Source organism: Hymenobacter sp. UV11, assembly GCF_004684095.1.
Taxonomy (GTDB): domain Bacteria; phylum Bacteroidota; class Bacteroidia; order Cytophagales; family Hymenobacteraceae; genus Hymenobacter.
Genome location: NZ_SRII01000013.1, coordinates 1 through 26,829 on the forward strand (window position 1 = coordinate 1; position 26,829 = coordinate 26,829).

Annotated in this window: 23 protein-coding genes; 21 read left to right on the plus strand and 2 right to left on the minus strand. The window is 65.2% G+C overall.

All coding sequences use genetic code 11. The features are described 5' to 3' along the window. The coding region (locus E4631_RS21020; RefSeq protein WP_205704284.1) for a recombinase family protein at positions 1 to 278 on the plus strand (278 nt) is incomplete at its 5' end. Between the two features lie 146 nt (positions 279 to 424). Here E4631_RS21020 and E4631_RS21025 read toward each other — a convergent pair. Beyond that, complete coding sequence (locus tag E4631_RS21025; protein WP_133656979.1) at positions 425 to 1,252, minus strand: universal stress protein; 828 nt, start codon at positions 1,250 to 1,252, stop codon at positions 425 to 427. A gap of 243 nt (positions 1,253 to 1,495) precedes the next feature. Between E4631_RS21025 and E4631_RS21030 the strand changes: the two genes are divergently transcribed. The 18 genes from E4631_RS21030 to E4631_RS21110 all read left to right on the plus strand — a co-directional run bounded on the left by E4631_RS21030 (position 1,496) and on the right by E4631_RS21110 (position 20,591). Further along, positions 1,496 to 2,482, plus strand: coding sequence for a 2-hydroxyacid dehydrogenase (locus E4631_RS21030; RefSeq protein WP_133656980.1), 987 nt, complete (start codon positions 1,496 to 1,498; stop codon positions 2,480 to 2,482). 33 nt (positions 2,483 to 2,515) lie between these two features. Continuing rightward, on the plus strand, positions 2,516 to 2,992 hold the full coding sequence (locus tag E4631_RS21035) for a BLUF domain-containing protein (RefSeq protein ID WP_133656981.1): 477 nt from the start codon (positions 2,516 to 2,518) through the stop codon (positions 2,990 to 2,992). A gap of 13 nt (positions 2,993 to 3,005) precedes the next feature. Next, positions 3,006 to 4,487 carry a L,D-transpeptidase family protein gene (locus tag E4631_RS21040; protein WP_166648027.1) on the plus strand — a complete coding sequence of 494 codons (1,482 nt, stop codon included), beginning with the start codon at positions 3,006 to 3,008 and terminating at the stop codon, positions 4,485 to 4,487. Between the two features lie 511 nt (positions 4,488 to 4,998). Further along, complete coding sequence (locus E4631_RS21045) at positions 4,999 to 5,361, plus strand: hypothetical protein (protein ID WP_133656983.1); 363 nt, start codon at positions 4,999 to 5,001, stop codon at positions 5,359 to 5,361. 209 nt (positions 5,362 to 5,570) lie between these two features. Next, complete coding sequence (locus E4631_RS21050; protein WP_133656984.1) at positions 5,571 to 7,025, plus strand: BON domain-containing protein; 1,455 nt, start codon at positions 5,571 to 5,573, stop codon at positions 7,023 to 7,025. 9 nt (positions 7,026 to 7,034) lie between these two features. Beyond that, positions 7,035 to 7,256, plus strand: coding sequence for a hypothetical protein (locus E4631_RS21055; RefSeq protein ID WP_133656985.1), 222 nt, complete (start codon positions 7,035 to 7,037; stop codon positions 7,254 to 7,256). Positions 7,257 to 7,718: 462 nt separating this feature from the next. Continuing rightward, complete coding sequence (locus E4631_RS21060) at positions 7,719 to 8,564, plus strand: universal stress protein (RefSeq protein ID WP_133656986.1); 846 nt, start codon at positions 7,719 to 7,721, stop codon at positions 8,562 to 8,564. Positions 8,565 to 9,154: 590 nt separating this feature from the next. Continuing rightward, positions 9,155 to 9,907: an SDR family NAD(P)-dependent oxidoreductase gene (locus E4631_RS21065; RefSeq protein WP_133656987.1), complete on the plus strand. Its 753-nt coding sequence runs from the start codon at positions 9,155 to 9,157 to the stop codon at positions 9,905 to 9,907. Between the two features lie 100 nt (positions 9,908 to 10,007). Beyond that, complete coding sequence (locus tag E4631_RS21070; RefSeq protein ID WP_133656988.1) at positions 10,008 to 10,292, plus strand: hypothetical protein; 285 nt, start codon at positions 10,008 to 10,010, stop codon at positions 10,290 to 10,292. A 14-nt stretch (positions 10,293 to 10,306) separates the two neighbouring features. Then, complete coding sequence (locus E4631_RS21075) at positions 10,307 to 10,948, plus strand: HAD family phosphatase (RefSeq protein WP_133656989.1); 642 nt, start codon at positions 10,307 to 10,309, stop codon at positions 10,946 to 10,948. Between the two features lie 94 nt (positions 10,949 to 11,042). After that, positions 11,043 to 13,445 carry a phosphoketolase gene (locus E4631_RS21080; RefSeq protein ID WP_133656990.1) on the plus strand — a complete coding sequence of 801 codons (2,403 nt, stop codon included), beginning with the start codon at positions 11,043 to 11,045 and terminating at the stop codon, positions 13,443 to 13,445. Positions 13,446 to 13,566: 121 nt separating this feature from the next. Then, positions 13,567 to 13,923 (plus strand): DUF6799 domain-containing protein, encoded by a 357-nt coding sequence (locus E4631_RS21085; protein ID WP_133656991.1) that lies wholly within the window; start codon positions 13,567 to 13,569, stop codon positions 13,921 to 13,923. Positions 13,924 to 14,134: 211 nt separating this feature from the next. Next, on the plus strand, positions 14,135 to 16,117 hold the full coding sequence (locus E4631_RS21090; protein ID WP_240735148.1) for a heavy metal translocating P-type ATPase: 1,983 nt from the start codon (positions 14,135 to 14,137) through the stop codon (positions 16,115 to 16,117). A 288-nt stretch (positions 16,118 to 16,405) separates the two neighbouring features. Further along, positions 16,406 to 17,152, plus strand: coding sequence for a hypothetical protein (locus E4631_RS26630; protein WP_240735133.1), 747 nt, complete (start codon positions 16,406 to 16,408; stop codon positions 17,150 to 17,152). Further along, complete coding sequence (locus E4631_RS26635; protein WP_240735135.1) at positions 17,143 to 17,532, plus strand: efflux RND transporter periplasmic adaptor subunit; 390 nt, start codon at positions 17,143 to 17,145, stop codon at positions 17,530 to 17,532. Before E4631_RS26630 ends, E4631_RS26635 begins: the two co-directional genes overlap by 10 nt. Further along, a complete protein-coding gene (locus E4631_RS21100; protein ID WP_133656992.1) occupies positions 17,529 to 18,800 on the plus strand; it encodes an FtsX-like permease family protein in 1,272 nt (423 codons plus the stop codon). Before E4631_RS26635 ends, E4631_RS21100 begins: the two co-directional genes overlap by 4 nt. Before the next feature lies 1 nt (position 18,801). After that, positions 18,802 to 19,479: an ABC transporter ATP-binding protein gene (locus E4631_RS21105; RefSeq protein ID WP_133656993.1), complete on the plus strand. Its 678-nt coding sequence runs from the start codon at positions 18,802 to 18,804 to the stop codon at positions 19,477 to 19,479. A 98-nt stretch (positions 19,480 to 19,577) separates the two neighbouring features. Beyond that, a complete protein-coding gene (locus E4631_RS21110) occupies positions 19,578 to 20,591 on the plus strand; it encodes a class I fructose-bisphosphate aldolase (protein WP_133656994.1) in 1,014 nt (337 codons plus the stop codon). A gap of 292 nt (positions 20,592 to 20,883) precedes the next feature. Here the strand turns inward: E4631_RS21110 and E4631_RS26980 are convergent, their stop codons facing one another. Then, positions 20,884 to 21,033, minus strand: coding sequence for a hypothetical protein (locus E4631_RS26980; protein ID WP_317129140.1), 150 nt, complete (start codon positions 21,031 to 21,033; stop codon positions 20,884 to 20,886). 248 nt (positions 21,034 to 21,281) lie between these two features. Between E4631_RS26980 and E4631_RS21120 the strand changes: the two genes are divergently transcribed. Further along, complete coding sequence (locus E4631_RS21120; RefSeq protein WP_133656995.1) at positions 21,282 to 23,858, plus strand: cation-translocating P-type ATPase; 2,577 nt, start codon at positions 21,282 to 21,284, stop codon at positions 23,856 to 23,858. Positions 23,859 to 24,080: 222 nt separating this feature from the next. Then, a complete protein-coding gene (locus tag E4631_RS21125; RefSeq protein WP_133656996.1) occupies positions 24,081 to 26,576 on the plus strand; it encodes a cation-translocating P-type ATPase in 2,496 nt (831 codons plus the stop codon). The last annotated feature ends 253 nt before the right edge of the window (positions 26,577 to 26,829 follow it).

Sequence of the window (26,829 nt, forward strand, 5' to 3'; positions counted from 1 at the left end):
TGGAGGCGCTCGCCGCCAAAAAGGCGCGCGGTGCCCAGCTGGGCAATCCCCAGAACATGACGCCGGCCATCAGCCGCCAGGGGCAAGCCGCCATGCAGCGCAATGCCCGCGAGCACCAGGCTAACCGGCAGGCGGCGCAGTTGGCCGACCTCTTGCGGACCAAGGGGCAGACCTTGTGGCAAATCGCGGTAGCACTCAACGCGACGGGCTACCGCACCCGGCGCGGCAAGGAGTTTCATGCCACTACCGTGTGGCGCTTGCTGCTCACCAGCTACTAAGTAGGTTTGCACTAGCTCTTCAAACTGGCTCTTGCTGGCTCTTGGCTCTGGCCGATGTAGTCAGGCCACCTCAGCCTGCTGGTTGGCTTGGGCAGAAGCGAAGCCGCCGGCCGCTTAATCTAAAATTGCTACGGCCCCGTCTTTGGCTAAGGCGTAGCTGGCAGCACCAGCACGGGGATGGGGCTGTGCAGCAGCACGTGCGCCGTTACGCTGCGGTGAAACAGCTCGCCTAGGAAGCTGCGGGGGCGCGCCACCAGCACCACCCAGTCGAACTCGCCGCCGGCCACGGCTTGCAAAATACCGCCCGCCGGCGTGCCGTGCACCAACCCCTGCGTGCGTACTGCGGTAGCCAGGCCAAGGGCGAGGCCTGTGCGCTCAAGCGTTTCGCTGACCGCGGCCCGGCCGGCAGCTAGGCTGGCCGGGTCGTGGCCGACGTGCAACACAGTAAGCTCCGCATGCAGCGCAGCGAATAGGTGCCGGACGAGTCCGGCCTGCGCTCCCAGGCTGAAATCTTCGCCATCGAGAGCTAGTAGTATGCGACGCGGCACGCGGCTGGCGGGGGCACGAATAGGCACCACCAACATGGGCTGCGGGGCGGTGCGCAGGATATCCAGCGCGGCGGTCGACACCAGCTCGTCGGGTATGGCCTCGGTATTGCGGTGGCCAAGAACGACCAGCGCGGGCTGGTAGCGGCGCAACGCATTGGCCACGGCGTCGGCTACCTGGCCGTGCGCCACTTCGGCCACCACCGGCGCGGTCAGCTGCCGGGTTAGGCTGGCCAGCGCCAGGTCGATGGCCTCCTGGCTGAGATTATTTACCCGGCCGGTCAGGTACTCGGGGTCGAGGAGCGAGTCGCGGCGCACGTGCAGCAGCACCAGCTGCGCGCCGCTGGCGCTGGCCAGCGCATCGGCGTAGGCCAGGGCGTGGTCGGCGGGTTGAAAAAAATCGGTGAGCACCAGCAGCGAAAGGGTCATTTGGCAGGGGTAGGGAAATGCGATACTGCCCGCAAAGGACCGGGCGCCCGCGCCCGGCCACCATGCATATTATCAGCTAGGCGCCTGATTTTAATCAGGCGAAAGACCGGCGTACTGATGGAAACTTGGCCTCGCTGCGGTGAAGTGCGCCGGGTGGCGGGCGGCAGCCACTGGTTCAAGCTTTCAACTGCCAAGCGCCATGCGGCGCCAGGGACACCGCATCTGTACTCTTTTCTGTCAACCATGAATGTGACCGTTTTCAGCACCCTGGACTTCGAGCGCCCCTTTTTGGAGCGGGCGAACGCGGGCCGGCACCAACTGCATTTTTACGAGGCGCCGCTAACCGACCAGACCGTGCCGCTGGCCCAGGGGTCGCTGGCCGTCAGCGTGTTTGGCGCTGATGACCTGTCGGCCCCCGTGCTGGAGCAGCTGGTGGCGCACGGCGTGCGCTACGTGGTGGTGCGCGCCACCGGCATCGACCAGGTAGACCTGCCGGCCGCCCACCGGCTGGGCCTGCGCGTGGCCCACGTGCCCAATTATTCGCCCTATGCCATTGCCGAGCACGCCGTGGCCCTGATGCTGGCCCTGGCCCGCCACCTGCGCCAGGCCGACCAGCAGCTGCGCGCCAACGACTTTTGCCTGGATAAGCTCATCGGCTTTGAGCTGCACGGCAAAACGGTGGGCATTGTGGGGGTAGGGCACATCGGGGCCGTGCTGGCGGGCATTCTGCACGGCTTCGGCTGCCGGCTGCTGGGCGAAGACGTGCAGCCCAACGACGAGCTGCGCCGCCGCTACGACCTGGAGTACGTGGCGCTGCCCGAGCTGTGCGCCCGGGCCGACATCATCAGCCTGCACGCGCCCTTAACGACCCAAACCCGGCACCTGTTTAATGACGAAGTAATGAGCCAGCTGAAGCCGGGTGCCATGCTCATCAACACCGGTCGGGGTGGCGTGCTCGACACGGCCGCCGCACTGCGCGCCCTCGACAGCGGCCAGCTCGCCTACCTGGGCCTCGACGTGTACGAGGCTGAGAAAGGGCTGTTTTTTACCGACCACACCCGCGACCCGCTGCGCGACGCCACGTTTGCGCGGCTGCTTACCTACCCTAACGTGCTCGTGACCGGGCACCAGGGCTACCTCACCCGCGAGGCCCTGACCACTATTGCCACGGCCGTAGCGGCCAGCCTCGACGCCTGGGCCCTGGACCAGCCCGCGCCGCACGAGCTGTAGAACCGGCTCTTTTTTTACCCTTATTCCGTACCCGTGGACCTCTATCACCTCATCTACCAAAGCCAGGCCCTGGGCGAATTCGGCGAGGCCGAGCTGGCGGCCTTGCTGCGGCGGGGCCGAACGCACAACCAGGACGCCAACATCTCGGGCGTGCTGCTGCACACAACCGACGGGCGATTCCTACAAGTGCTGGAAGGCCCCAAAACGGCCGTGCGCCACCTCTACTACCACCTTATCCTGTCCGATACCCGCCATTTTCACTGCCAAGTGATAAGCGAGGGGTCGTGCGACCGGCGCAGCTTTGCCGGCTGGGCAATGGGCTGCCGCCTGGCCCAGCTGGCCGACTTGCGCACGCTGCTGGGCGAAGCGCCGGCCGACGACCTGGGGCTCACCCACCGGCCCTACCCCCGCCCCCAGCTGCTGGCGCTGCTGGAGGGCTTCGTGGCGCAAGGCCCCGTCGAAACGGGGCAAGCACATGCGCTGGACAGCCAGCCAACCCGCCATTACTAACCCCACTTCGCCCGTGGCGCTCTTTCCTGACATTCGGCTGCTGGGCTGCTGCACTGGCTTGCTGCTGGCCACGCAGTGCGGCTCTACGCCCCCGCAAGAGCAGCTACCGACCACGCTGACCTTGGCTGTTAAAGCGCAGGATAACAGGTTTATAAACCCCATAATCCGGGCCTTGCTGGATACGGCCGCAGCTGGCAGCACTGGCCGCGCCGATGAGCAGCTAGGCTTGCAAGCGGGCGCGGAGGTACGGGCTTTCTACGGCGCGGCCTGCGCGCCCGCCTGGCTGGTGGCCGATAGCCTCGGGCCCGATGCTACGGTGGCCCTGGCGCTGCTGGCGCAGGCCCCCGCGCACGGCTTGCGCCCGACGGACTACGGCAGCGAGCGCCTTCAGCTCCTGCGCGATTCGCTGGCCCAGCCCGGCACGCCAATGGGCCGGGCCAGCCAGCGGGCGCGCCTCGACGTGTACCTAACCGATGCCGTGCTGGGCTTTATGCGCGATGTCGGCCGCGGCCGGCTGCACCGCTACACGGCTTCGATGAGCGAAAAGGCCGTCGGGCCGAGTGGCCAGCCGGCGGCCCGGCTGCGGGCGGCGCTGAGCCAGCACGCGGTGCCCGCCGCTATGCTGGCCGGCCAGCCCGCCAACCGCGAGTATCGCCAGCTGCAGCGGGCGCTGGCGCAGTGGCTGGCACTGCCCGGCGCTCCTGATTCGGCGGCTCAGCGGCGGGGCCGGTACGAGCAGGCGGCCGTCAACCTGGAGCGCTGGCGCTGGGACGCCCTGCCACCCACGCCCGACTATGTGCTGATTAACATTGCGGCCTGCGAGCTGCTGGTGGTGGTCCCCGACTCGGTGCCCCGCCGCTACCGGGTGGTGGTGGGCAAGCCCACCACGCCTACCCCCACCCTCAGCAGCAGCATCGACCACTTCACCCTGGCCCCCGACTGGCACGTGCCCCGCTCCATTGCCACCCGCGAGATGCTGCCCCGCCTCAAGCGCGATGCCAGCTACCTGGCCCAGCATAAGTATGCCCTCTACGATGCGCGCGGCCGGCTGCTCGATGCGCGCAGCGTCAACTGGGCCGGCGTCACGGCCCGGAACTTTCCCTACACCGTTCGCCAATCGGCCGGCTGCGATAACGCGCTGGGCAACATTGTGTTTCGCTTTACTAATCCGTACTCGGTATACGTACACGATACGCCGGAGCGCCAGGTATTTGCGCAGCCGTACCGCGCCCTGAGCCACGGCTGCATTCGCCTGCAAACCCCCTTCGAGCTGGCGGCCTACCTGCTGCGGCGCGGCGGCCAGCCGGTGCAGCTGCCCAGCGAGGCCGAGTGCGCCCGCCAGCCCCGCCCCCGCGATGTGCAGCTGCGCCGCCCCATGCCGCTGTTCGTGCGCTACGCCACCTGCACGGCCGAGGGTGGCCATCTGCGCTTTCTGCCCGACCTCTACCACCGCGACGAAGTAATCCGCCAGGGCTTGTTCGGGCCCAAGTCGTAGCCCGGCCTGGTGAACCCCTGCGGCCTTGAAGATTATGATAAAATTCTTCATATCAGTGCATTATTAATAAACGCAGTGGCTGAATGCTACTGACAATTTACAAGCGTTTCCGGTCAATGCGTAGCCGGTTAGCGCCTGGCCTACCCCCGGTTTTCCTGACGAAGCTCATGCCCAGGGCATGAGCTTCGTCAGGAAAACCGGGGGTAGGCGCAGCTACTTTTAGGTGGCCTGTTCTTTCCACTCCAATGACGCTTTCTCTCCCTAAAATAGTTGCCGCTACGCTGGTTAGGTGGCTGCCACTAGCCGCCGCGGCTCCAGCGTGCAGCACAGCACCCGCGCCAACACCCCAGCCGTGGTAGCCCCGAGGCCGGAAATACTGCCCTTGGGCCAACCGGCAGCGCGGCGTGGCGCAAAGCCTCGTGCCTGGGCAGGCAAGAAGCTCCTTTGGGTGCTTTGGGCGGCCCTGTTGCCGGGCCCGGCCGTGCACGCGCAGGCTATAGCAACCGCAGATGTGCCCCCGCTGGCTTACGGGGCAATGTTTCGGCAATATCCGCAGGCCCGGCAGGTGACCTGGCGAAGGTTTCAGGACTGGTACCAGGCCAGCTACTCCCAGGGCCACACCCGCCGGCTGGTGCGGTTCAACAGCAACGGCGATGTGGAGGCTACGGGCCAGGATATGGCGCTCAGTGCGCTCTCGCTCCCCATAAAGCACACCCTGGCCACGTACTACCCCACCCGCACCTTTTGCCGCGCCATAGAGGTGACCAATGCCCGGACCGGGGGTCTCACCTACGAGATGGCCACCTGCGAAACCGCCCTCAGCCGAACCGTCACGCTGACGGCCAACGGCCGGAAAATACCCCGTCCCGAATAGCCGGAGGGCATCCACTTTGCCCAAGGCGCTGGCCTGCGTGCTGGCCTGTGCGGCCGGCTGGCGCGGGGCAGCCACCGGGCGGCTACCTGACAAACATCAGGTAGTAAGACAATAATCATCAGGGCATTGCGGGGTAGAAGGGCGGAATTTTGTGGCCTGCTTACTTCCTCACCCCGGTCGGGCAGCGGCCAGCCTTTATTCCTTTTCCCATGCAAACCCTGGAAACCTTCGCGCCGTTTGCTACGGCCGACCACCTGTCGGACGCCGACATTACGGCCGCCATCGAGCTGTTTTTCATGACCAAAAAAGGTGTGCCCACCCACCTGATTGACGTGGCCGCCCACGACGGTATTGTGAAGCTAACGGGCATCACCGACAACCTGCTGGCCAGCGAGCGGGCCGAGGAAATCGCCCTGGCCGTGCGCGGCGTGCGGGGCGTGGTCAACGAGGTAATCATCAGCACGCCCGACGTGCCCAACAGCGAGCTGTACCAGGCCGTGACCCAGGCCCTGGCCACCGACCCTGCTACCACCGACTACAACGTGGCCTGCCGCGTGGCCGAGGGGGTAGTCACGCCCACCGGCGTGGTGCAGTCGTGGGCCGAGCAGCAGCTGGTGCTGCGCGTGCTGCGGGGCGTGCGCGGGGTGCGCCGCCTGGTAACCGATGAGCTGATTATTCGCTGGGGCGAAATGCAGAACTCGGACGAGGAAATCAGCGCCCAAATCCGCGAGCTGCTGGCCTGGGACATCCGGGTGTTCAGCGACCAGATAGTGGTGCGCACCAACGACCGGGCGGTGCACCTGAGTGGCACGGTGGGCACCGCCGCCGAGCGCGCCCAAGTAGTAGCCGTGGCCTACCAGGCCGGCGCGACCCGCGTCGATGCCCTCGACCTGTTTGTGGCCTACTGGGCCATCAGCCCCGAGCTGCGGCGCGAGAAATTTGCCCAGCGCGCCGATGCCGACATTGCCCAGGCCGTGCTCGACACCTTCCGCTACGACCCGCGCGTGCTGTCGTACCAGCCCGTGGTGGTGGTGCACGATGGCGTGGTAACGCTGACCGGCCAGGTGAGCAGCCTGCGCGCCAAGCAAAGCGCCGAGCACGATGCCCGCCACGTAGTGGGCGTCTGGAACGTATACAACCTGCTGAAGGTGCGCACCCGCTGGTTTACGCCCGATGTGGAGGTGCGCCAGGCCATTCTTGATGCGCTGGCGCGGGACCCTTACGTGAGCATCTTCGATTTTCGGGTGCGGGTGACCAATGGCCGGGCCCACCTCGATGGGCTGGTTAACAGCCACTTCGAGCACGCCCAGGCCGCCGAGGTAGCCAGCGGCGTAAGCGGCGTGGCCGAAGTTGAGAACAACGTGCGCGTGCTGGGCAGTACCGCTTTTGCCGGCCCGGCCGCCGCCTGGTACCCCGGCGCGCTGCGCCCGACTGCTCGTCCAAACTCCGATTTTGCCCTGGCTGAGCGCATCCGGACGCTGTTTTTCTGGTCGGCCAGCCTGCACAATCAAGACGTGGAGGTGCTGGTGGAAAACGGCCGCGCTACCCTCACGGGCACCGTCGATACGTGGCTCGACCGCGAGCAGGCCACCTTCGATGCCTACGAGGCCGGCGCCCTCGCGGTAGACAATGACTTACTAGTTTCCACCGCCAGTGGGCTATAGGGTAATGCCATGCGTTCTTCTTCTCGCACCAGCGCTACTGGCCTGCCGCGTGCGGCTAGCCGCCACGACCCCGGCACCGTGAGCCCGGCTACCCTGCACATTGCCCAGGAAGCCGACGCCAGCATGTCGCCCGATAGCTGGGAGTCCAATTACGCTCCGCCGGCTTTTGTAGCCGAAGCGTCGGCGGCCAGCCCCGTTTTCTCCGTGGCTGGGGCGTCGCCGGCTGCTTAGGCAGTTGGTGTTACGCAGTTTTTTTCGCCCTCGGTGTGCGCCTCACCCCCTAGCCCCCTCTCCGAAAAGGAGAGGGGGGAACCAGCTTTAGTTTAAAGCTATAAAAATCAGTAATTTATACTAACTTAACCCAAGTTGCGAGGCATGCTCCCCGGTCCGTCGGCGCGAGCCGGCCGACCGGTTGTCGTTGACAAATGCGAACTGCGCAACGACAACCGGTCGGCCGGCTCGCGCCGGCGGACCGGCCAGGCGGCCCCGCCAGCTGAAACTTTCGCCCGCTCCTTTTCGGAGAGGGGGCTAGGGGGTGAGGCGCATGTGAGAACGACCCGCCGGCGTAACATCAGTTAGGCAGCTGTGCAGCAGCACAGCTACTTAGGGTGGTTTTGCAACGGTAGGCGCGCAGCCAGCAAATTACCCGAAAATTCAACGTACCAGTCCCTACCCTCTATCCCCTTCCGAGCTATGAATTCCTCCATTCTCGTACTGGCCAATTTGCCGGAGGCCGCCGCTCACACGGCGCGCTATGCCGCCGCCCTGGGCCGCCCGCTGGGCCTGCGCCTAGCGCTGCTGCATTGCTACCTCTACCCGACACTGCTCGAACCAGAATTGGTGGGCGAAGTAGTGGAGCAGCTCGACCGCAACGAGGCCGAAACCCTGGCCGCGCTGCGCGCCCTGGCCAGCCGGCTGCCCGTGCCCGCCGAGGTAATAGAGGCAAGTGGACTGGTGGAAGACGACGTGGCCGCCGCCATTGGCCGCTACCAGCCGCTGCTGCTAGCCATGGGCCTGGGCTGCGCGTACGGCCTGCTCGATGAGCTGCTACGCAGCCAGGTGATGCCCGTGCTGCGGGCCACCGGCCGGCCGGTGCTGTTGGTGCCCGCCGCTCCGCTGGCTACGGCAGTGGCCCCGGTGGCCCCGCGCCGGGTGCTGCTGGCTGTCGATGGCGGGCCCTTTGCCCTGGCGGCGGCTTCCCTAAATCTGCGCCCGCTGCTGGCTTCCTGGGGGGCTGCGTACACGGTGGCGCACATTCTGCACGGCCCCGACGAGGCGGCCCGGTCAAGCCACCTGGCTTTGGCCGACGTGCAAGCCACTGGCCTGCTGCCGCCCGCCGCTCCGCTCCGACTATACCAGGAAATTTACGCCTCGCCGGTGGCGGGCATTTCGCAGGCCTTGGTCGACACCCGCGCCGACTTGCTGGTGCTCATTGCCCGGCCGCGCAGCTTTTTAGGGGCGCTGTTTCACCGTAGCGTTACGGCCGCTGTGCTACGCCACAGCCAGGTGCCGGTGCTGCTGCTGCCAGCGGTGGAATAGGGGGTAGGGCCGCCGCCAGTTCCTTCTGTTCGGTTTTCTCTTCTAAAAACAGGGATGCTACCCGACCTCCTCATTGCCCGCCCGGCATTGGCGCGCAGGGCCCCTGTTTTGAGGCCCTGGCCACCACTGGCCCCCTCAGGCTTGCCGATTTTGCGCCCGGCAAGTGGAGGCTTTTCTTGTCGCATCCGGCCGATTTCACTCCCGTTTTCACCCCCGAGCTGACCGGTTTTACCAAGCGCTAGGCCCTGCAATACGTGGGCGAGCACCTGCTGGCCCAGCTGCCCCCATTACCCTGGCCCAGCTCGATGTGCGCCTGGCCGACGAGTCGGGAAAGTAGCTGGACTTTCACCTGGCCGAAACCCACGTGTAAATAGCCCCGGCCACTTGCCAAAACCCCGGTTTCCCAGCAGCGGAAGCTGGGGTTTTGGGCTAGGTTAGAGCGCCACCCAACGCGTAACCTGACAAAAATCAGCCAACCAGCTAATTGTTGTCAGGGCCTTGGCAAGCCCTACCCCGGACCTTTATGCCCAGTCTGCCAACTGTCCTTAACGGGGCGGCGTCGGGCATTTGCGGCATAAAACACCTACTTTATGGACATGGATTTGCAAGGAAAAACGGCCCTGGTTACCGGGGCGGCGTCGGGCATCGGCCGGGCAGTAGCGCTGCTCTACGGGCAGCACGGGGCCAAGGTAATGGTGTCGGATATCGACGAAGAGCAAGGCCGGCAGGTGGTGGCCGAGCTGCAAGCCACCGGGGCCGAGGCCCGGTTCTACAAGGCCGACGTGGGCGACCCCGCCCAGTGCCACCAGCTGGTGCAGGAAACCGTGGCCGCCTTCGGCACCCTCGACGTGGCCTGCAACAACGCCGGCATCACCGGCGAGCTAAGCCTGACCGCCGACTACTCGCTTGAAGGCTGGCAGAAGATTATCAACGTGAACCTGAACAGCGTGTTTTTCTGCCTCAAATACGAGCTGGAAGTGATGCTGAAGCAGGGCCACGGCTCCATTATTAATATGTCATCCATTCTGGGGCAGGTGGGCACGCCCACGCTGGCGGGCTACGTCACGGCCAAGCACGGCGTGGTGGGCCTCACCCAAACGGCCGCCCAGGAGTACGCCGCCCAGGGCATCCGCATCAACGCGGTGGGCCCCGGCTACATCGACACGCCGCTGCTGGGCGCGTTTTCGGCCGAAACCAAGGCCGGGCTGGTGGCGCTGCACCCCATTGGCCGCCTGGGTACGTCGGAGGAAGTGGCCGAGCTGGTCATCTGGCTCAGTTCCGAAAAAGCGTCGTTTGTGACAGGCAGCTACTACCCCGTCGATGGCGGGTATTTGGCCCGTTAGGCTGCCTGTAAAACGGAGTGGCACTCCGTTTCTGTGCGAACGACTTGTTCAACGCCAAACGGAGTGCCACTCCGTTTTACAATCCTTCATTCCCTACCCCATGAAAATCGTCGAATCCACCCTGGAACAGGAACTCGCTGGCAGTCTGGAAGCTAGCCTCAGCGGCCTCACCGAAAAGCACGCCCGCCAGATGCATAAGGAGGTAACTGGCTCCGTGAAAAAACTGGCCAAAAGCTTTGCCCGCCTGCTGGCCAAGGAGCAGCGCGCCCGCGACAAGCAGCAGCGGCGGGCCACCAAAGCCTCGGTCGAAAACCTGGTGCTGAAGCTGCACGAAGTGCTCGGGACCCCGGCCGCCGCTCCCCTGCGGCGGGCCAGCGGCCAGTAGCCCGCCCCCCTTAGATGACTGATTCTTCCCCTTCCCCGGCGCGCGCGCGGCCCATCACTACGCTCTTCGTTGACATTGGGGGCGTGCTGCTCGGCCCCGGCTGGGGCCATGTTTCGCGGCGGCTGGCGGCCGATACCTTCGGGCTGGATGCGGCCGAAATGCAGCAGCGGCACCACCTGCTTTTCAGCACCTACGAGCTGGGCCGGCTCAGCCTGGCCGACTACCTCCGGCAGGTGGTTTTTTACCGGCCCCGGTCATTTAGCGAGGCTGATTTTCGGGAATTCATGTTCGCCCAGTCGCGGCCCTACCCCGAAATGCTGGCCCTGATACCGCAGCTCAAAGCCCGCTACCAGCTCAAAATAGCCGTGGTTAGCAACGAGGGCCGCGAGCTGAACGCGCACCGCATTCACACGTTCGGGCTGGCCGGCTTCGTGGATTTTTTCGTGTCCTCTTCCTTCGTCGGCCTCAGCAAGCCCGACCTCAACATCTTTCGCCTGGCGCTTGATTTGGCGCAGGTGCCGGCCGCGCAGGTACTGTACCTGGACGACCAGCCGCTGTTCGTCGGCATTGCCGCCGGCCTGGGCATTCAGGGGATTTGCCACCTCGACTACCCCACCACCTGCGCCGAGCTGGCCGCTTTTGGTCTGTCCGTGTAATGCGCCATCCCAGCAGTGGGGCGGGCATGCTTGCGCGGCTCGTCCACTAGCTTTTGCTGGCTGGTGAAGTCAAAACCGCCTAACCCCAAATCCTATGCAAACCAACACCTTAGCCCCGCCGGCCGTGCGCCTGGCCCCTACCCCCCTCACAGCGGAGGAAGTCGCCCTTATCGACGCCTACTGGCGGGCCGCCAACTACCTCTCGGTGGGCCAGATATACCTGTGCGACAACCCCTTGCTGCGCGAGCCGCTTACGCTGGCGCACATCAAAAAGATGCTGCTGGGGCACTGGGGCACCACGCCGGGCCAGAACTTCATCTACACCCACCTCAACCGGGCCATCAGGCAGCACAACCTGAACATGATTTACCTCTCGGGCCCCGGCCACGGCGGGCCGGCGGTGGTGGCGGGCACGTATCTGGAAGGCACCTACAGCGAGGTGTACCCCAATATCAGCCAGGATGAAATCGGGCTGAAACGGCTGTTTACGCAGTTTTCCTACCCCGGCGGCATCTCCAGCCACGCCTCGCCCCAAACGCCGGGCTCCATCCACGAGGGCGGCGAGCTGGGCTACTCGCTCAGCCACGCCTTCGGGGCGGTGTTTGATAACCCCGAGCTTATTGTGGCCTGCGTCATTGGCGACGGCGAGGCCGAAACCGGCCCGCTGGCCACGTCGTGGCACTCCAATAAGTTTCTCAACCCGGCCAGCGACGGCGCAGTGCTGCCCATTCTGCACCTCAACGGCTACAAGATTTCCAACCCCACGGTGCTGGCCCGCATCACGCACGAAGAGCTGGACCAGCTGTTGCGCGGCTACGGCTGGACGCCCTACTACGTGGAAGGCCACGAGCCCGCGCTGATGCACCAGGCCATGGCGGCGGCCCTGGAAGAAGTCGTTACCAACATCCAACAGATTCAGTATGAGGCCCGTGAGAACGGCGACCTCACCCGGCCGCGCTGGCCGATGCTGGTGCTGAAATCGCCCAAGGGCTGGACCGGCCCCAAGGAAGTGGACGGCGTGCCCAACGAGGGCACGTTCCGGTCGCACCAGGTGCCGCTGGCCGTGTCGGCCAGCGCGCCGCCCGCGCACCTGGCCCAGCTCGAAGGCTGGCTGAAAAGCTACCGGCCCGAAGAGCTGTTCGATGATGAAGGCAAGCTGCGGCCCGAAATAGCCGCGCTGGCCCCGCAAGGTACCCGCCGCATGGGCGCTAACCCCCACGCCAACGGCGGCCTGCTGCTGCACGATTTGCACCTGCCCGACTACTGCGACTACGCCGTGACGGTGCCCGCGCCGGGCGCCGTGGAGGCCAGCGATACTGGCACGGTAGGCAAGTTTTTGCGCGATGTGCTGCTGCTGAACGCCGCCCCGCGCAACTTCCGCGTTTTCGGGCCCGATGAAACGATGTCGAACAAGCTCGAAGCCGTGTTCGAAGCCACCAACCGCCAGTGGGACGCCGCCGTGGAAGTCAACGACGAGTTTCTGGCCCCCGATGGCGGCGTGCTAGAAATGCTGAGCGAGCACCAGTGTGAGGGCTGGCTGGAAGGCTACTTGCTCACCGGCCGCCACGGGCTGTTCAATTGCTACGAGGCGTTTGTGCACATCGTGGACTCGATGTTCAACCAGCACGCCAAGTGGCTGAAGCTGACGCTCGAAATTCCGTGGCGCCGCAAAATTGCCTCGCTCAACTACCTGCTCACCAGCACCGTGTGGCGGCAGGACCACAACGGCTTCACGCACCAGGACCCGGGCTTTATCGACCACGTTATCAACAAGAAAGCCAGCATTGTGCGGGTGTACCTGCCGCCCGATGCCAACTGCCTGCTCTCGGTGATGGACCACTGCCTGCGCAGCCGCCACTACGTGAACGTGATTGTGGCCGGCAAGCACCCCGCCCCGCAGTGGCTGAGCATGGACGCCGCCCGCACCCACTGCGCCGAGGGCATCGGCCTCTGGCCCTGGGCCAGCACCGACGCCGGCCAGGAGCCCGACGCCGTGCTCGCCTGCTGCGGCGACGTGCCCACCCTGGAAATTCTGGCCGCCGCCAGCATCCTGCGCGAGCACCTGCCGGAGCTGAAAATCCGGGTCGTGAACGTGGTCGATTTGCTGAAGCTGGAGCGCAGCACCGAGCACCCCCACGGCCTGGACGAGGCCGACTACGACGCGCTGTTTACCCGCGACAAGCCCGTCATTTTTGCCTTCCACGGCTACCCCTGGCTGGTGCATCGCCTCACCTACAAGCGCGCCAACAACCAGCACATGCACGTGCGCGGCTACAAGGAGGAAGGCACCATCACCACGGCCTTCGACATGACGGTGCTCAACGACATGGACCGCTTCCACCTGGCCATGGACGTGCTCGACCGGGTGCCCCAGCTCGGCAACAAGGGTGCCTACCTCAAGCAGCATCTCAAGGATAAGCTGGTGGAGCACAAGCGCTACATCGAAAGCCACGGCGAGGATATGCCCGAAATCCGCAACTGGCAGTGGAAAGCCTAGCGCCGGCTGCGTGAGTCAACCAGAACGTCATGCTTCGACAAGCGGCTGCCAGCTGAGGCATGACGCTCTGGTTGACTTCCCCAAACTTCTAAACAGCTTCCTCTCCCTACCCCCCCTTATCATGAAAAAAATAACGCACTTCCTGCCTTTGCTGCTCCTCACCGCCATCGGCAGCCCCGCTTATGCGCAGACTACCCCAAAGCCGGCGCACGCCGCAAAGAAGGCCCCGGCCGACTACTGCATGATGAAAAACGGCAAAATGACCATGATGAAAAATGGTAAAGCCATGCCCATGATGGCCAGCATGACCATGAGCGACGGCACCAAATGCCTCCCCGACGGCACCTGCCAGAGCAAGGACGGCACCACCCACAAAATGAAAGAGGGCGAATGCATGATGATGAACGGCAAGATGACTATGCATCCCGACTCAACCAGGCACCCCGGCATGATGAAAATGGGCAACATGAGAATGTAGGGGTAGGCGCGTGGCCGGCTCACTGGGCCGGGCGTCACCGTTGGCAGCGGGCCCGTAGCGGCCCGCTGTTTTTGTTACTTTTTAGCCGCCTCCGGCACACATGACGCATCAACCCGAACCCACGACCGCCCCACCAAAGCCCGCCCTAGCTACCCCGGCCAAGCCCGCCGCCCCAGCAGGGCTCCCGACTAAGCCCATGAGCCACAGCAAAATGGACCACCGCCAGATGGACCATAGCAAAATGGCCGGGCACGACCACGGGGCCATGCTGGCCGACTTTCTGCGCCGCTTCTGGGTGTGCGTGGCGCTGTCGGTGCCCGTCATCGGCTTGTCGAGGATGTTTCAGCAGCTGGTGGGCTACCACTTGGTGCTGCCCTATGGCACACCGGTGGTGCTGGTGCTGGCCACGGTCATCTACGGCTACGGCGGCTGGCCCTTCTTCAGCGGCACGGTGCGGGAGCTGCGCAGCCGGCAGCCGGGCATGATGTCGCTGGTGGCGGTGGCCATTACGGTGGCTTATGGCTACAGCGTGGTGGTGCTGCTGGGGTGGCTGCGGGGCACCGACCTGCTGCTGGAGCTGGCCACCCTCCTCGACATTATGCTGCTGGGCCACTACCTCGAAATGAAGTCGGTGGCCGGGGCCTCGCGGGCGCTGGAGCTGCTGGTGCAGCTGCTGCCCGCCGAGGCCCATCAAAAGCAGGGCGATGTCCTCAACGACGTGCAAGTGAGCGCCTTGGTGGTGGGCGACGTGGTGCTGGTGCGGCCCGGCGAGCGCATGCCCGCCGATGGCGAGGTAGTGGCCGGCAGCAGCGCCGTAAACGAAAGCATGCTGACCGGCGAGAGCACGCCGGCCCCCAAGCAAGCGGGGGCCAAGGTCATTGCCGGCTCGCTCAACGGCACGGGCGCGCTCACGGTGCGCGTCACGCACCAGGGCGCCGACAGCTACCTGAGCAAGGTGGTTCAACTGGTGGCCGAGGCTCAGAATACCAAGTCGCAAACCCAGACCCTGGCCGACCGCGCCGCCGGCTGGCTCACGGGCCTTTCGCTGGTGGCCGGCCTGGGCACGCTGGCCGCGTGGCTGTGGCTGGGCAAGGGCGCGGCCTTCGCCATCGAGCGCATGGTGACGGTGATGGTGACGGCCTGCCCGCACGCGCTGGGCATGGCCATTCCGCTGGTGGTGGCCATTTCTACCTCCATTTCGGCCCGCAAGGGCCTGCTCATCCGCAACCGCACGGCCTTCGAAGAGGCCCGCAAAATCACGGCGATGGTGTTCGACAAAACCGGCACCCTCACCGAAGGCTCCTTCGGCGTGACCCGCGTGCAGGTGCTGGCCGCCGGCCTCGACGAGGCTGCCCTGCTGGGCACCGCCGCCGCCCTCGAGCAACAGTCGCAGCACCCCATTGCCCAGGGCATTGTGGACGAAGCCAAGAAGCGCAGCCTGCCGCTACCGGCCATCCAGAATTTCAACTCCCTGACTGGCAAGGGGGTAGCTGCCACCGTAACTGGCCAGGCGGTAGTGGTGGCCAGCCCCGGCTATTTGACGGAAAAGAACATCGCCCTACCCCCCGCCGCCGTCAGCAACGGGGCCGAGACGGTGGTGTTTGTGCTAATTGAGGGACAGCTGGCCGGCTACATCGCCCTGGCCGACCGCATCCGCCCCGATTCCCAGGACGCCGTGCGGCGCCTGCAACAGCAGGGCATCAAGGTGTACATGGCCACCGGCGACAACCAGCAGGTGGCCGATGCCGTGGCCAAAACCCTGGGCCTCGACGGCGTGTACGCCGAAGTACTGCCCGGCCAGAAAGTTAAGATTATCAAAGACTTGCAGGCTAAAGGCCAGTTCGTGGCCATGACCGGCGACGGCGTGAACGACGCGCCCGCCCTGGCCCAGGCCAACGTGGGCATTGCCGTGGGCTCGGGCACCGACATTGCGGCCGAAACCGCCGACATCATCCTGGTCAACAGCCGGCCCACCGACATCACCAACCTGGTCGAATTTGGCAAGGCCACCTACGATAAGATGCGGCAGAACCTGTTCTGGGCCACGGGCTACAACGTCATCGCCCTGCCGCTGGCGGCGGGGGTGCTCTACCCGCATTTCGTGCTCAGCCCGGCCATGGGCGCGGTGCTCATGAGCGTGAGCACCGTTATCGTGGCCCTGAACGCGCAGCTGCTGCGCCGCAAGCTGGCGTAGCGCGCAGTAGGTTTTGGGGTGGCCCAGGGTTTTGCGGGCGCTGCGGAGGGGTAGGCGAACCGCTCTCATGTTAAGGCGAGCGCCAGCCGCGCACTTTGCCAGCGTCTCAAAAAACGGGCGTGGGCCGGAGCCACCGGCCACCGGCCCACGCCCGTTTTTCTCACCATCCTGGCCCATGACCATAACCTGAATTTCAGCTGATTCTGGTCATGCTTTCCGGCGCGACGCTGGCCGAACTTACCGCCAAAACCCGGCGCTCCGGCGGAGCCGGCAGCCGCTTGCTTGCCCATGAATGTTACCCGCTACCCGCTGCCTTGCCCGCCCGCCATGCCGCCCGGGCGCTGGTTGCTGCTCATCCTGCCGATGCTGGGTTTGCTGGCTGGCTGCCGCGACAAGGCCGAGCGCGTGAAACCAATCTGGTCGGCCATTTCGGAGTCGGTGTACGCGGCCGGCACGGCCAAAAGCGGGCGGCAGTACCAGGCGTTTGCCAGCGCGGGCGGCATTATCCAGACGGTTTTTGTGCACGAGGGCGACTCGGTGCGGGCGGGCACGCCGCTGCTGGCCATTGCCAGCGACGTGCCGCAGCTCACCCAGCAAAACGCCGCCCTGGCTGCCCGCTACGCTGCCCTGGCCACCAACCAAAGCCAGCTCGAAGAGGCCCGCCAGCGCATTGCCCAGCAACGCCGCACCATGCAGAACGACCTCTTGCAGCGCACCCGGCAGCGCCAGCTCTGGCAGCAAACCATCGGCACGAAGCTGGCGCTCGAACAAAAAGAGTTGGCCTACGCCGGCTCCAAAACCGCCTACGAGTCGGCCGTGCTTAGCTACCAGACGCTGAAAAAGCAGCTCGATTTTGCCGCCGCCCAGGCCCGCAAAAACCTGCAGATTGCCCAGAGGCAGGCCAGCGACTTCGTGCTGCGCAGCAAAATCGACGGCCTTGTGTACCAGCTCTACCGCGAAAAGGGCGAGGCCGTGACGCCCCAAACGCCGCTGGCCCGGGCGACGCCCGCCACTTCGTGCTCGAAATGCAGGTAGACGAGTCCGACATCGTGAAAATCCGCCCCGGCCAGCTGGTTTTGGTAACGCTGGACAGCTACAAAGGGCAGGTATTTACGGCCCGCGTCAGCACCATTTCGCCGATGATGAACACCGGCAGCCGCACGTTTCAGGTAGCTGCGGCCTTCGTGCGCCAGCCGCCGGTGCTGTACCCGTTTGTGAGCTTCGAGGCCAATATCGTGCTGCAAACCAAGGCAAAAGCACTCCTGATTCCGCGCCGCCTGCTGGTCGACGACTCCACGGTGCAGAAGGCCGATGGCCAGCTGGCGCGGGTGAAAACCGGCCTGCGCGACTACCAGATGGTGGAAATCCTGCGGGGCCTCACGCCCGCCGACGAACTCACAGCCCCCGCGAAATGAAACTGCCCCTGCTCTACGACGTGGCCCTGTCGCTGCTGCTGGCCCGCGGGCGGCAGTCGCTGGTGGCGGCCATCGGGGTCACGTTCAGCATCACCATGTTTATTGCGCTGCTCAGCTTCATGGCCGGCCTCAACCAGCTGCTCGACGGGCTGGTGGTCAACCGCACGCCCCACATCCGCCTCTACAACGAGGTGCAGCCGGCCCCGCAGCAGCCCATCGACCGGTACAGCGGCCTTGACGCTGTGCATGCGCGGCAGCACAATTTCATCCGCTCCATTAAGCCCAGCGACGAGCTGCCGCGCATTCGCAACGTCGGGGCCATCATCGCGGCCCTGCGCCGCGACCCGCGCGTGCGCGGCGTGGCCCCCAAAACCCAGGCCCAGGTGTTCTACAACGTGGGCACCATCAACCTCACCGGCACCATCAGCGGCATCGAGGTGGAGCAGGAAGACCGGCTCTTCGCCTTCGGCGACTACGTGACGACCGGCGACCCACTCAGCCTCAAAACGGTAGCCAACAGCATTATCCTCGGCAAAGCCGCCGCCGACATTATGCTGGTGGGCGTGGGCGACATTGTGCAAATCACGACCGTGAAGGGCAGCCACGTCCAGCTCAAGGTGGTTGGCCTGTTCGAATCGGGCCTGCTGGAGATAGATAAAGTACAGAGTTACACCTCCCTGTCCACGGCCCAAAAGCTGCTCGGCGAAGCCAACAACTACGTCACCGACGTGCAGGTGAAGCTCCACGATTTCAGCCTGGCCCCGCCGCTGGCCAAGGAATACGCGCAGCGCTACGAGGTGCAGGCTCTGGACATCCAAACCGCCAACTCGCAGTTCGAAACCGGCACCTTCATCCGCACCCTCATTTCGTACACCGTGGGCATTACGCTGCTGATTGTGGCGGGCTTCGGGATTTATAACATCCTGAACATGATGATTTACGAGAAGATGGACACCATTGCCATCCTCAAAGCCATCGGGTTTTCGGGGGCCGATGTGCAGCGGCTGTTCGTGGTGGTGGCGCTGGCCATCGGGCTGTCGGGCGGCGCGGCGGGGCTGCTGTGCGGGCTGGGGCTGTCGGTCCTGATTTCCTACGTGCCGTTTCACCCGGCCTCGCTGCCCACGGTGCACTTCTACCCGGTCAGCTTCAACCCGGTTTTCTACGGCATCGGGGCGGTGTTCTCGTTCATTACTACCTACCTGGCGGGGTATTTTCCGGCCCGCAAGGCCAGCCAGGTCGACCCGGTCGACATAATCCGAGGCAAGTAATATGAACACGCCCGCAATTGAAGCCCGCCAGCTTATCAAGTATTTCGCCGACCCCGTGCGGGTGCAGGTGCTGCACAGCGTGTCGTTTGCCCTGGGCCGGGGCGAGTTTGCGGCCGTGGTGGGCAAGTCGGGCTGCGGCAAGTCCACGCTGCTCTACATCCTCTCCACCATGGACACGGCCTACGAGGGCGAGCTGCTGATTGACGGCGAGCCCATGCGGGGCAAAAAAGAGGCCGCGCTGGCCCGCGTGCGCAACGAGCAAATTGGCTTCGTATTCCAGTTTCACTACCTGCTGAACGAGTTTTCGGTGCTGCGCAACGTGATGCTGCCCGCCGAAAAGCTGGGCAAATTACCGGGCCAGGAAATCGAGCACCGCGCCTACGAAAAGCTAAAAATCCTGGGCATCGAAAGCGAGGCGCTCAAGAAGCCCAACCAGTTGTCGGGCGGCCAGAAGCAGCGCGTCGCCATTGCCCGGGCCCTAATAAACGACCCGCTCATCATCCTCGGCGACGAGCCCACCGGCAACCTCGACCAGAAAAACGGTGAAATCGTGTTCGACATCTTCAAAGAGCTGGCCGAAACCTACCACCAGGCCCTGCTCATCGTGACGCACGACAACGACTTTGCCGCCAAAACCCACCGAATTATTGAGATGGAGGATGGACGCATTATCCAGTAGCGGCCAGTGGCGGAAGGAATTAACCTGAATTACTTAACTATCATTAATTCAACTAGTTAGCGATAAATGAAACCTGCCAGATTTTAACCCCCAATCCTATGAGCATAAGCACCTTAACCGCCACCGCCCAGGCGCTGACGACTCCCGGCAAAGGCCTGCTGGCCATGGACGAAAGCACCGGCACCTGCAACGCCCGCTTCGCCGCCCTGGGCATTCCCGAAACCACGGAAGCCCGCCGCGCCTACCGCGAGCTGCTGGTCACTACGCCGGGCCTGGGCGAGGGCATCAGCGGGGCCATTCTGTTCGATGAAACCATCCGGCAGCACACCGTGGCGGGCGTTTCGTTTGTAGAAACCTTGCAGCAGGCGGGCATCATCCCCGGCATTAAGGTGGACCTGGGCGCGCACGAGCTGGCCGGCTTTCCCGGCGAGCAAGTGACCGAAGGGCTCGACGGCCTGCGCCCGCGCCTGACCGAATACGCGGCGCTGGGGGCCCGCTTTGCCAAGTGGCGGGCGGTGCTCACCATCGGCCACGACCGGCCCAGCCGGGCCGGTATCGCGGCCAATGCCCACGCCCTGGCCCGCTACGCCGCTCTGTGCCAGGCGGCTGGCCTGGTGCCCATCGTGGAGCCCGAAGTGCTGCTGACCGGCCCCCACTCCCTGGCCCGATGCGCCACCGTGACCGAAGAAGTGCTGCACGAGGTATTCGCTCAGCTGCGTACCCAGGGCGTGGCCCTGGAAGGTATGCTGCTGAAGCCCAGCATGGTGCTGGCCGGCGCCGACTGCCCCAAGCAGCCCACCACCGCGCAGGTAGCCGATGCTACCGTGGCTTGCCTGCTGCGCACGGTGCCAGCGGCCGTGCCCGGCGTGGCGTTTTTGTCGGGTGGACAGTCGCCCGAGGCTGCCACGCGCCACCTGGCGGCCATGCACGAGCGGTTTGCCGGCCGCCTACCGTGGGCACTGACTTTTTCGTTTGGCCGGGCGCTGCAACAGCCGGCCCTGGAAATATGGGCCGGGCAGGCGGCCAACGTGGCCGCCGCCCAGCAGGCGCTGCTAGAGCGGGTGCGCGGCAACAGGGCGGCAATTACGGTGGGTAGCGCAGTGACTGCGTAATTGGCCCTGGTAGCTGACGCAATGCGCGTTCAACATCTTGACGATTTGGCGCTTGCATTTGCCTAGCTTACTCAAGTTGCGAGGCAACGACAACCGGTCGGCCGGCTCGCGCCAGCGGACCGGCTAGCTGGCCCCTCCAACTGAAACTTTCCCCCGCAGCCAGCTACGCTGCAACTTGAGTTAGCTTGGCTTGCAAGCGGCCCACCAGCTCGTGGCCTTTGCCTTCCACGTAGGTCAGGTCCTCGTCGGTGAGCTGGGTATACACTTGCTGGAGCTTGCCTTTGGGCTGGTTCTATTCGCCGCGTAGGTACAGGCGGTGGTCTACGCGCAGGTTGCGGAATTTGCGGCGGCGCTCACTACCTTTTTGCGAGTAGAGCAGGACCCCGGCGAGGGCGGTGAGCAGGACTTTACCGGTTTTGTTTTTAGGAGTTTCGCACGTCATGGGGAGCAGTCTAAAGAGGGGGTAGGAGGCCGCCGCCGGCCAACGGGCGTGCTGGCCGGCGGCAGTTTAGCAACGGTTCCGCCGCCGGCGGCCCGGCCAACCTGACTATCGTCAGGTCAGCGCCTGATGTTCGTCATGGGCCGGCCAGGGTGCCGGCCGGAACCTTGCAGGCAGGCAGCTGCTGCCCCACTGCCTGAAGTCACCGCCACATCTCGCTACCCCTTCCCGGCAACCCGCAACCACTTTTGATGGAGTATTACCTAACCCCCGTGGCCGAGGTGGCCGCCGCGCTGCACACCGCGCCCACGGGCCTCGATGCGCCCACGGCCGCCCGGCTCCTGGCCGAGCACGGCCCCAACCAGCTGGCCGACACCAAGCAAAAAACCTGGTGGCGCCTGCTACTGCACCAGTTCACGGACGTGATGATTCTGGTGCTGCTGGCGGCCGCCGTCATCTCGGCATTAGTAGGCGAAACGCAGTCGGCCTACGTCATTCTGGCCATTATTATCCTGAACGCGGTCATCGGTTTCGTGCAGGAATACCGGGCCGACAAGGCGATGGCCGCCCTGCAGCAGCTGGCCCCGCCGCAGGCCCAGGTGCTGCGCGCTGGCCAGCCCCAGGCCGTGCCGGCCGCCGCCCTCGTGCCCGGCGATGTGCTGCTGCTCGAAGCCGGCAACATCATCCCGGCCGATGTGCGCTTTTTCGAAACGCACGCCCTGAAAGTGGATGAGTCGTCGCTGACCGGCGAATCGGCCAACGTGCAGAAAAACCCCGACCCGCTGCCCCCCGGCGACTACCCCCTCGGCGACCGCCTGAACCTGGGCTACAAGGGCACCAGCGTCACCAGTGGCCGGGCCACGGCCTACGTGGTGGCCACCGGCATGGGCACCGAGCTGGGCAAAATCGCCGCCCTGCTGCAAACCGCCGAAACTCCGACGCCGCTGCAGCAGCGGCTGGGCACGTTTGGCAAGTGGCTGGCGGCGGGCGCGGGCGGCATCTGCCTGGTCTTTTTTGCGGCCGGCTGGTGGCGGGGCGAGCCACTAGGCAACCTGCTGCTGGTGTCCATCTCGCTGGCCGTGGCCGCCATTCCGGAGGCCCTGCCGGCGGTGGTCACCATCGCCCTGGCGCTGGGGGCCAAGCGCCTGGCCAAAGACCACGCCCTCATCCGCAAGCTGCCGGCCGTGGAAACGCTGGGCTCAGTCACCTACATCTGCACCGATAAAACGGGTACTCTGACCCTCAACGAGATGACGACCCAGGAGGTGTACGCCGACCCGGCGTTTAGCCTGCCGGCGCTGGAGAACACCGACGCCCTGCTCACCGCCATGGCCCTGAACACCGACGCCAGCCAGGGCCCCGACAACCAGTGGCTGGGCGACTCGACCGAAGTGGCGCTGGCCCGCTACGCCGCCGACCACGCCTACCCCCGCCCCGCGCTCGAAGCGCGGTTTCCGCGCCTCGCCGAGCTGCCCTTCGACGCCGAGCGCAAGTGCATGAGCACCCTGCACCAAACCAGCCAGGGCGTGCTGCTGCTCACCAAAGGCGCGCCGGGCGTGCTGTTTGCCCAGCTCGCCGCCGACCAAAAAGCCCAGCTGCCCGACCTCGAAAAGCGCGCCGACGCCCAGGCATCTCAGGGCTACCGCGTGCTGGCCTACGCCGCCAAAATGCTGCCCGCCATGCCCGGCAAGCTCGACCCGGCTACCCTCGAAACCGACCTGGCCTTCATCGGCTTCGCCAGCCTCATCGACCCCGCCCGCGAGGAGGCGCGCCAAGCCGTGGCCGACTGCCAGGCCGCCGGCATCATCCCGGTCATGATTACCGGCGACCACAAGCTCACCGCCCAGGCCATTGCCCGCAAGCTGGGCATCCTGGGCGGCCCCGACGAGCTGGTGCTCACCGGCCCCGAGCTCACGGCCCTCGCCGAGCCCGCCTTTGCCGCCATCGTGGAGCAGGTGCGGGTGTACGCCCGCGTCGACCCGGCCCAGAAGCTGCGCATTATCAGCGCCTTGCAGGCCAAGGGCCAGTTTGTGGCCATGACCGGCGACGGCGTGAACGACGCCCCGGCCCTCAAGCATGCCGACATTGGCGTGGCCATGGGCATCGGCGGCACGGAGGTAGCCAAGGAGGCCGCCCACATGATTTTGCTCGATGATGACTTCGCCACTATCGTGCTGGCCGTGAGGCACGGGCGGCGGATTTACGATAACATTCTCAAGTTTATCCGCTACATTTTATCGGGTAATGTGGGCGAAATCTGGGCCATTTTTCTGGCGCCGTTCTTCGGACTGCCCATCCCGCTGCTGGCCATTCAAATCCTCTGGATTAACCTGCTCACCGACGGCCTGCCCGGCCTGGCGCTGGCCTACGAGCCGGCCGAGGCCAACACCATGCAGCGCCCGCCCCGCCCCCCCAACCAGTCCATTTTCGCGGACGGCCTGGGCTGGTTTATCGGCTGGGTAGGGCTGCTGGTTGGGGCGCTCACGCTGGGCACCCAGGCCTGGGCCATCCGCGATGGCGACGCGCACTGGCAAACCATGACGTTCACGGTGCTCTGTTTCACGCAGTTAGGCAGTGCCCTGGCCATCCGCTCCTCGCGCGAGTCGCTGTTTACGCTCGGTCTTTTTTCCAACAAGCCCATGCTGGGCGCCGTGGCGCTGTCGGTAGCGCTCCAGCTACTGATTATCTACCTGCCGTTCCTCAATAAGATATTTACTACCAGCCCCTTATCCTGGTCCGAGCTGGGGCTGACGGTAGCCATTTCGAGCATCGCATTCTGGGCCATCGAGCTGCAAAAGCTCATCAGCCGGCGGCGGGCCGGGTCTTAAAGCCTATCCAAACAAGCTTTTGAAATGGAGAAAGTGTGCCCCTAAAGGGCGGCGAAGGAAAAGCTTCAGCCGGCGGGGCCGCCTGGCCGGTCCGCCGGCGCAAGCCGGCCGACCGGTTATCGTTGACAAATGCGGCCCCAGCAACGACAACCGGTCGGCCGGCTCGCGCCGGCGGACCGGGGAGCATGCCTCGCAACTTGAGTTAGTTACCACATCTATCCTATGGTCCTCCCCACTACCACCGCGCTCACGCCCGGCCTCTCTAGCGAAGCCGTGCTGGCCGCCCGCCTCGCTCACGGCCGCAACGTGCTGGCCGCCGCCACCCGCTCGGGGCTGCTGGCCACCCTGCGCGAAGTAGTGACCGAGCCCATGTTTTTGCTGCTGCTGGCGGCCTGCGCGGTGTATATCGGGCTGGGCGAAGGAGCCGAGGCCATCACGCTGGGCGTGGCGCTGCTGGCGGTGGCCGGCATCTCGGTGTACCAGGAGACCCGCAGCAACCGGGCGCTGGGCGCCCTGCGCGAGCTTACCCAGCCCCGGGCTCAGGTGCGCCGCAACGGCCTGGCAGCCAGCGTGCCGGTTGAAGACCTGGTAGTGGGCGACGCGGTGCTGGTGGCCGAAGGCGCCCGCCTACCCGCCGACGGCACCGTGACCGAGCTCAACGACTTCTCGGTGGACGAGGCCATTCTGACCGGCGAGGCCGTGCCGGTGGCCAAGGCCGTAGGCGACCCGGTTTTTGCAGGCACCAGCACCGTGGCGGGCAGCGCCTGGCTCACGGTTACGGCCGTGGGCACCAGCACCAAGCTCGGCCGCATTGGGCAAAGCATGCAAGCAATTGACACGGAGAAAACGCCCTTGCAGCTGCAGGTGCGGCAGTTTGTGCTGCGCATGGCCTGGGTGGGGGCAGGCGCGTTTGTGCTGGTGTGGGGCGTGAATTTCGCCCATTCCGGCAACTGGATTACGGCCCTGCTCTTTGGCCTCACGCTGGCTATGTCCATCTTGCCTGAGGAAATTCCGGTGGCATTCAGCAGTTTCATGGCCCTGGGCGCGGCGCGGCTGAGCCGGCTGGGCGTGCTCACCAAGCAGCCCCAGACCGTGGAGAGCCTGGGCTCGGCCACGGTCATTTGCGCCGACAAAACTGGTACCCTCACCCAGGAAGGCATGCGCGTGGCGCAGCTCTACGACGGCGCTACGGCCAGCCTCGTGCCGCTGCCCGGCCCGCTTGCATCCACCGCCGCCCAGGTGCTGGCCTGCGCCCGCTACGCCAGCGAAACTGAGCCCTTCGACGCCATGGAACAGGCCATTGTGGCCGCCTTCGCCGCCGCCGCGCCGGCCGAGGCCGCCGCTCCCAGCCCCATGCTGCACGAGTACCCGCTGGCTGGCACCCCGCCCATGATGACCCACGTGCGCCAGGTAAACGGCCGGCCCCTGGTGGCCGGCAAGGGCGCCGTGGAGCATGTGCTGGCCGTATGCCGCCCGGCCCCGGCCATGGCCGAAGAAATCCGGCGGGTCGCCAGGGAGCTGTCGGGCCAGGGCTACCGGGTGCTGGGTGTGGCGCGGGCGGCCCAGGCCGGTCCCGATTTTCCGGCCGCGCAGGATGATTTTGCCTGGGAGTTTCTAGGGTTGATTGCCCTCGAAAACCCACCCAAAGCCAACGCAGCGGCCGTTATCAAGAAGTTTCTGGCGGCCGGCATTCAGGTGAAGATGATAACCGGCGACTTTCCCGAAACCGCCCAGGCCATTGCCCGCCAGGTGGGACTGCCGGGGGCCGACACCCTGCTCACCGGGGAGCAGGTAATGGCGCTGAGCCCGGCCGACCTGCGCCCGCAGGCCGCCACCACGGCGGTATTTGCCCGCATGTTTCCGGAGGCCAAGCTCAAAGTGGTAGAAGCCCTGAAAGCCAACGGCGAAGTAGTGGCCATGACCGGCGACGGCGTGAACGACGGCCCCGCCCTCAAAGCCGCCCACATCGGCGTGGCCATGGGCCGGCGCGGCACCGAAGTGGCCCGCCAGGCGGCTTCCCTGGTGCTGGTCGACGACGACCTGGCAGGCATGGTCACGGCCATTGCCCAGGGACGACGCATTTACCAGAACTTCAAAAAAGCGGTGTTTTACGTCGTTTCCATTCACATTCCCATCGTGCTCACCGTCACGGTGCCGCTGCTGGCCGCCTGGCAGTTTGCCAACCTGTTTTCGCCAATCCACATCATCTTTCTGGAGCTGGTGATGGGGCCCACCTGCTCCATTGCCTTCGAAAACGAGCCCGCCGAAGCCGGCCAGATGCGCCAGCCGCCGCGCCCGCTCACCAGCACCTTCCTGGCCGGGGCCGAGCTGGGCCGCAGCGTGGCGCAGGGCCTGGGCATTGCGGCGGCCGTGCTGGCCGTGTACTACGTAGCCATGCGGCAGGGCGCAGCCCTGCCGGTGGTGCGCACGCTCACCTTTGCCACGCTGGTACTCAGCAACCTGGGCCTCACGCTGGTCAGCCGCTCGTTCACCCAATCCGTTTTACAGACGCTGCGCGTGCCCAACCGCATTCTCTGGCTGATGCTGGGCCTCACGCTGGCCCTGCTGCTGGTCACGCTATTTGTGCCGGCGGCGCAGCGGTTGTTCGGCTTCGCGCCGGTATCGGCGGGTGCGCTGGGCGGGTGCGCGCTGGCCGCGCTGGTGGGGGTAGGCTGGATGGAGGTATACAAGGCTATGCTGCGCAGCCGCACCAGATAGCAAATAATTGACTTATAGTACTTTAATATCGTGAGTCGTCATGTTCAGCCGTGTGATATATTCGGCCTGACTACTTGTGAGGCGCTACGTGCCGTTGGGCAGGCTGGTGGCTTTTCGCCCAAATGCTTCCTCTGATAAGCCTTGGGCAGCCGCCCTGACCAACCTGATAAAAATCAGCTTGCTGCTCGCCTTTCGTCATGCGCGCCAGAGGCGCAGCCTGATACTTTTGCTGCAGTGGCGGCCTGCTTTGCCG

What these genes read in the sequence shown, in the direction of transcription:
- E4631_RS21120 (WP_133656995.1), top strand. Translation starts at nt 21,282, where the DNA reads ATGGAGTATTACCTAACCCCCGTGGCCGAGGTGGCCGCCGCGCTGCAC.
- E4631_RS21100 (WP_133656992.1), top strand. Translation starts at nt 17,529, where the DNA reads ATGAAACTGCCCCTGCTCTACGACGTGGCCCTGTCGCTGCTGCTGGCC.
- E4631_RS26630 (WP_240735133.1), top strand. Translation starts at nt 16,406, where the DNA reads ATGAATGTTACCCGCTACCCGCTGCCTTGCCCGCCCGCCATGCCGCCC.
- E4631_RS21075 (WP_133656989.1), top strand. Translation starts at nt 10,307, where the DNA reads ATGACTGATTCTTCCCCTTCCCCGGCGCGCGCGCGGCCCATCACTACG.
- E4631_RS21085 (WP_133656991.1), top strand. Translation starts at nt 13,567, where the DNA reads ATGAAAAAAATAACGCACTTCCTGCCTTTGCTGCTCCTCACCGCCATC.
- E4631_RS21070 (WP_133656988.1), top strand. Translation starts at nt 10,008, where the DNA reads ATGAAAATCGTCGAATCCACCCTGGAACAGGAACTCGCTGGCAGTCTG.
- E4631_RS21110 (WP_133656994.1), top strand. Translation starts at nt 19,578, where the DNA reads ATGAGCATAAGCACCTTAACCGCCACCGCCCAGGCGCTGACGACTCCC.
- E4631_RS21050 (WP_133656984.1), top strand. Translation starts at nt 5,571, where the DNA reads ATGCAAACCCTGGAAACCTTCGCGCCGTTTGCTACGGCCGACCACCTG.
- E4631_RS21065 (WP_133656987.1), top strand. Translation starts at nt 9,155, where the DNA reads ATGGACATGGATTTGCAAGGAAAAACGGCCCTGGTTACCGGGGCGGCG.
- E4631_RS21055 (WP_133656985.1), top strand. Translation starts at nt 7,035, where the DNA reads ATGCGTTCTTCTTCTCGCACCAGCGCTACTGGCCTGCCGCGTGCGGCT.
- E4631_RS21060 (WP_133656986.1), top strand. Translation starts at nt 7,719, where the DNA reads ATGAATTCCTCCATTCTCGTACTGGCCAATTTGCCGGAGGCCGCCGCT.
- E4631_RS21080 (WP_133656990.1), top strand. Translation starts at nt 11,043, where the DNA reads ATGCAAACCAACACCTTAGCCCCGCCGGCCGTGCGCCTGGCCCCTACC.
- E4631_RS21025 (WP_133656979.1), bottom strand. Translation starts at nt 1,252, where the DNA reads ATGACCCTTTCGCTGCTGGTGCTCACCGATTTTTTTCAACCCGCCGAC.
- E4631_RS21125 (WP_133656996.1), top strand. Translation starts at nt 24,081, where the DNA reads ATGGTCCTCCCCACTACCACCGCGCTCACGCCCGGCCTCTCTAGCGAA.
- E4631_RS21105 (WP_133656993.1), top strand. Translation starts at nt 18,802, where the DNA reads ATGAACACGCCCGCAATTGAAGCCCGCCAGCTTATCAAGTATTTCGCC.
- E4631_RS26980 (WP_317129140.1), bottom strand. Translation starts at nt 21,033, where the DNA reads ATGACGTGCGAAACTCCTAAAAACAAAACCGGTAAAGTCCTGCTCACC.
- E4631_RS26635 (WP_240735135.1), top strand. Translation starts at nt 17,143, where the DNA reads ATGCAGGTAGACGAGTCCGACATCGTGAAAATCCGCCCCGGCCAGCTG.
- E4631_RS21030 (WP_133656980.1), top strand. Translation starts at nt 1,496, where the DNA reads ATGAATGTGACCGTTTTCAGCACCCTGGACTTCGAGCGCCCCTTTTTG.
- E4631_RS21090 (WP_240735148.1), top strand. Translation starts at nt 14,135, where the DNA reads ATGGACCACCGCCAGATGGACCATAGCAAAATGGCCGGGCACGACCAC.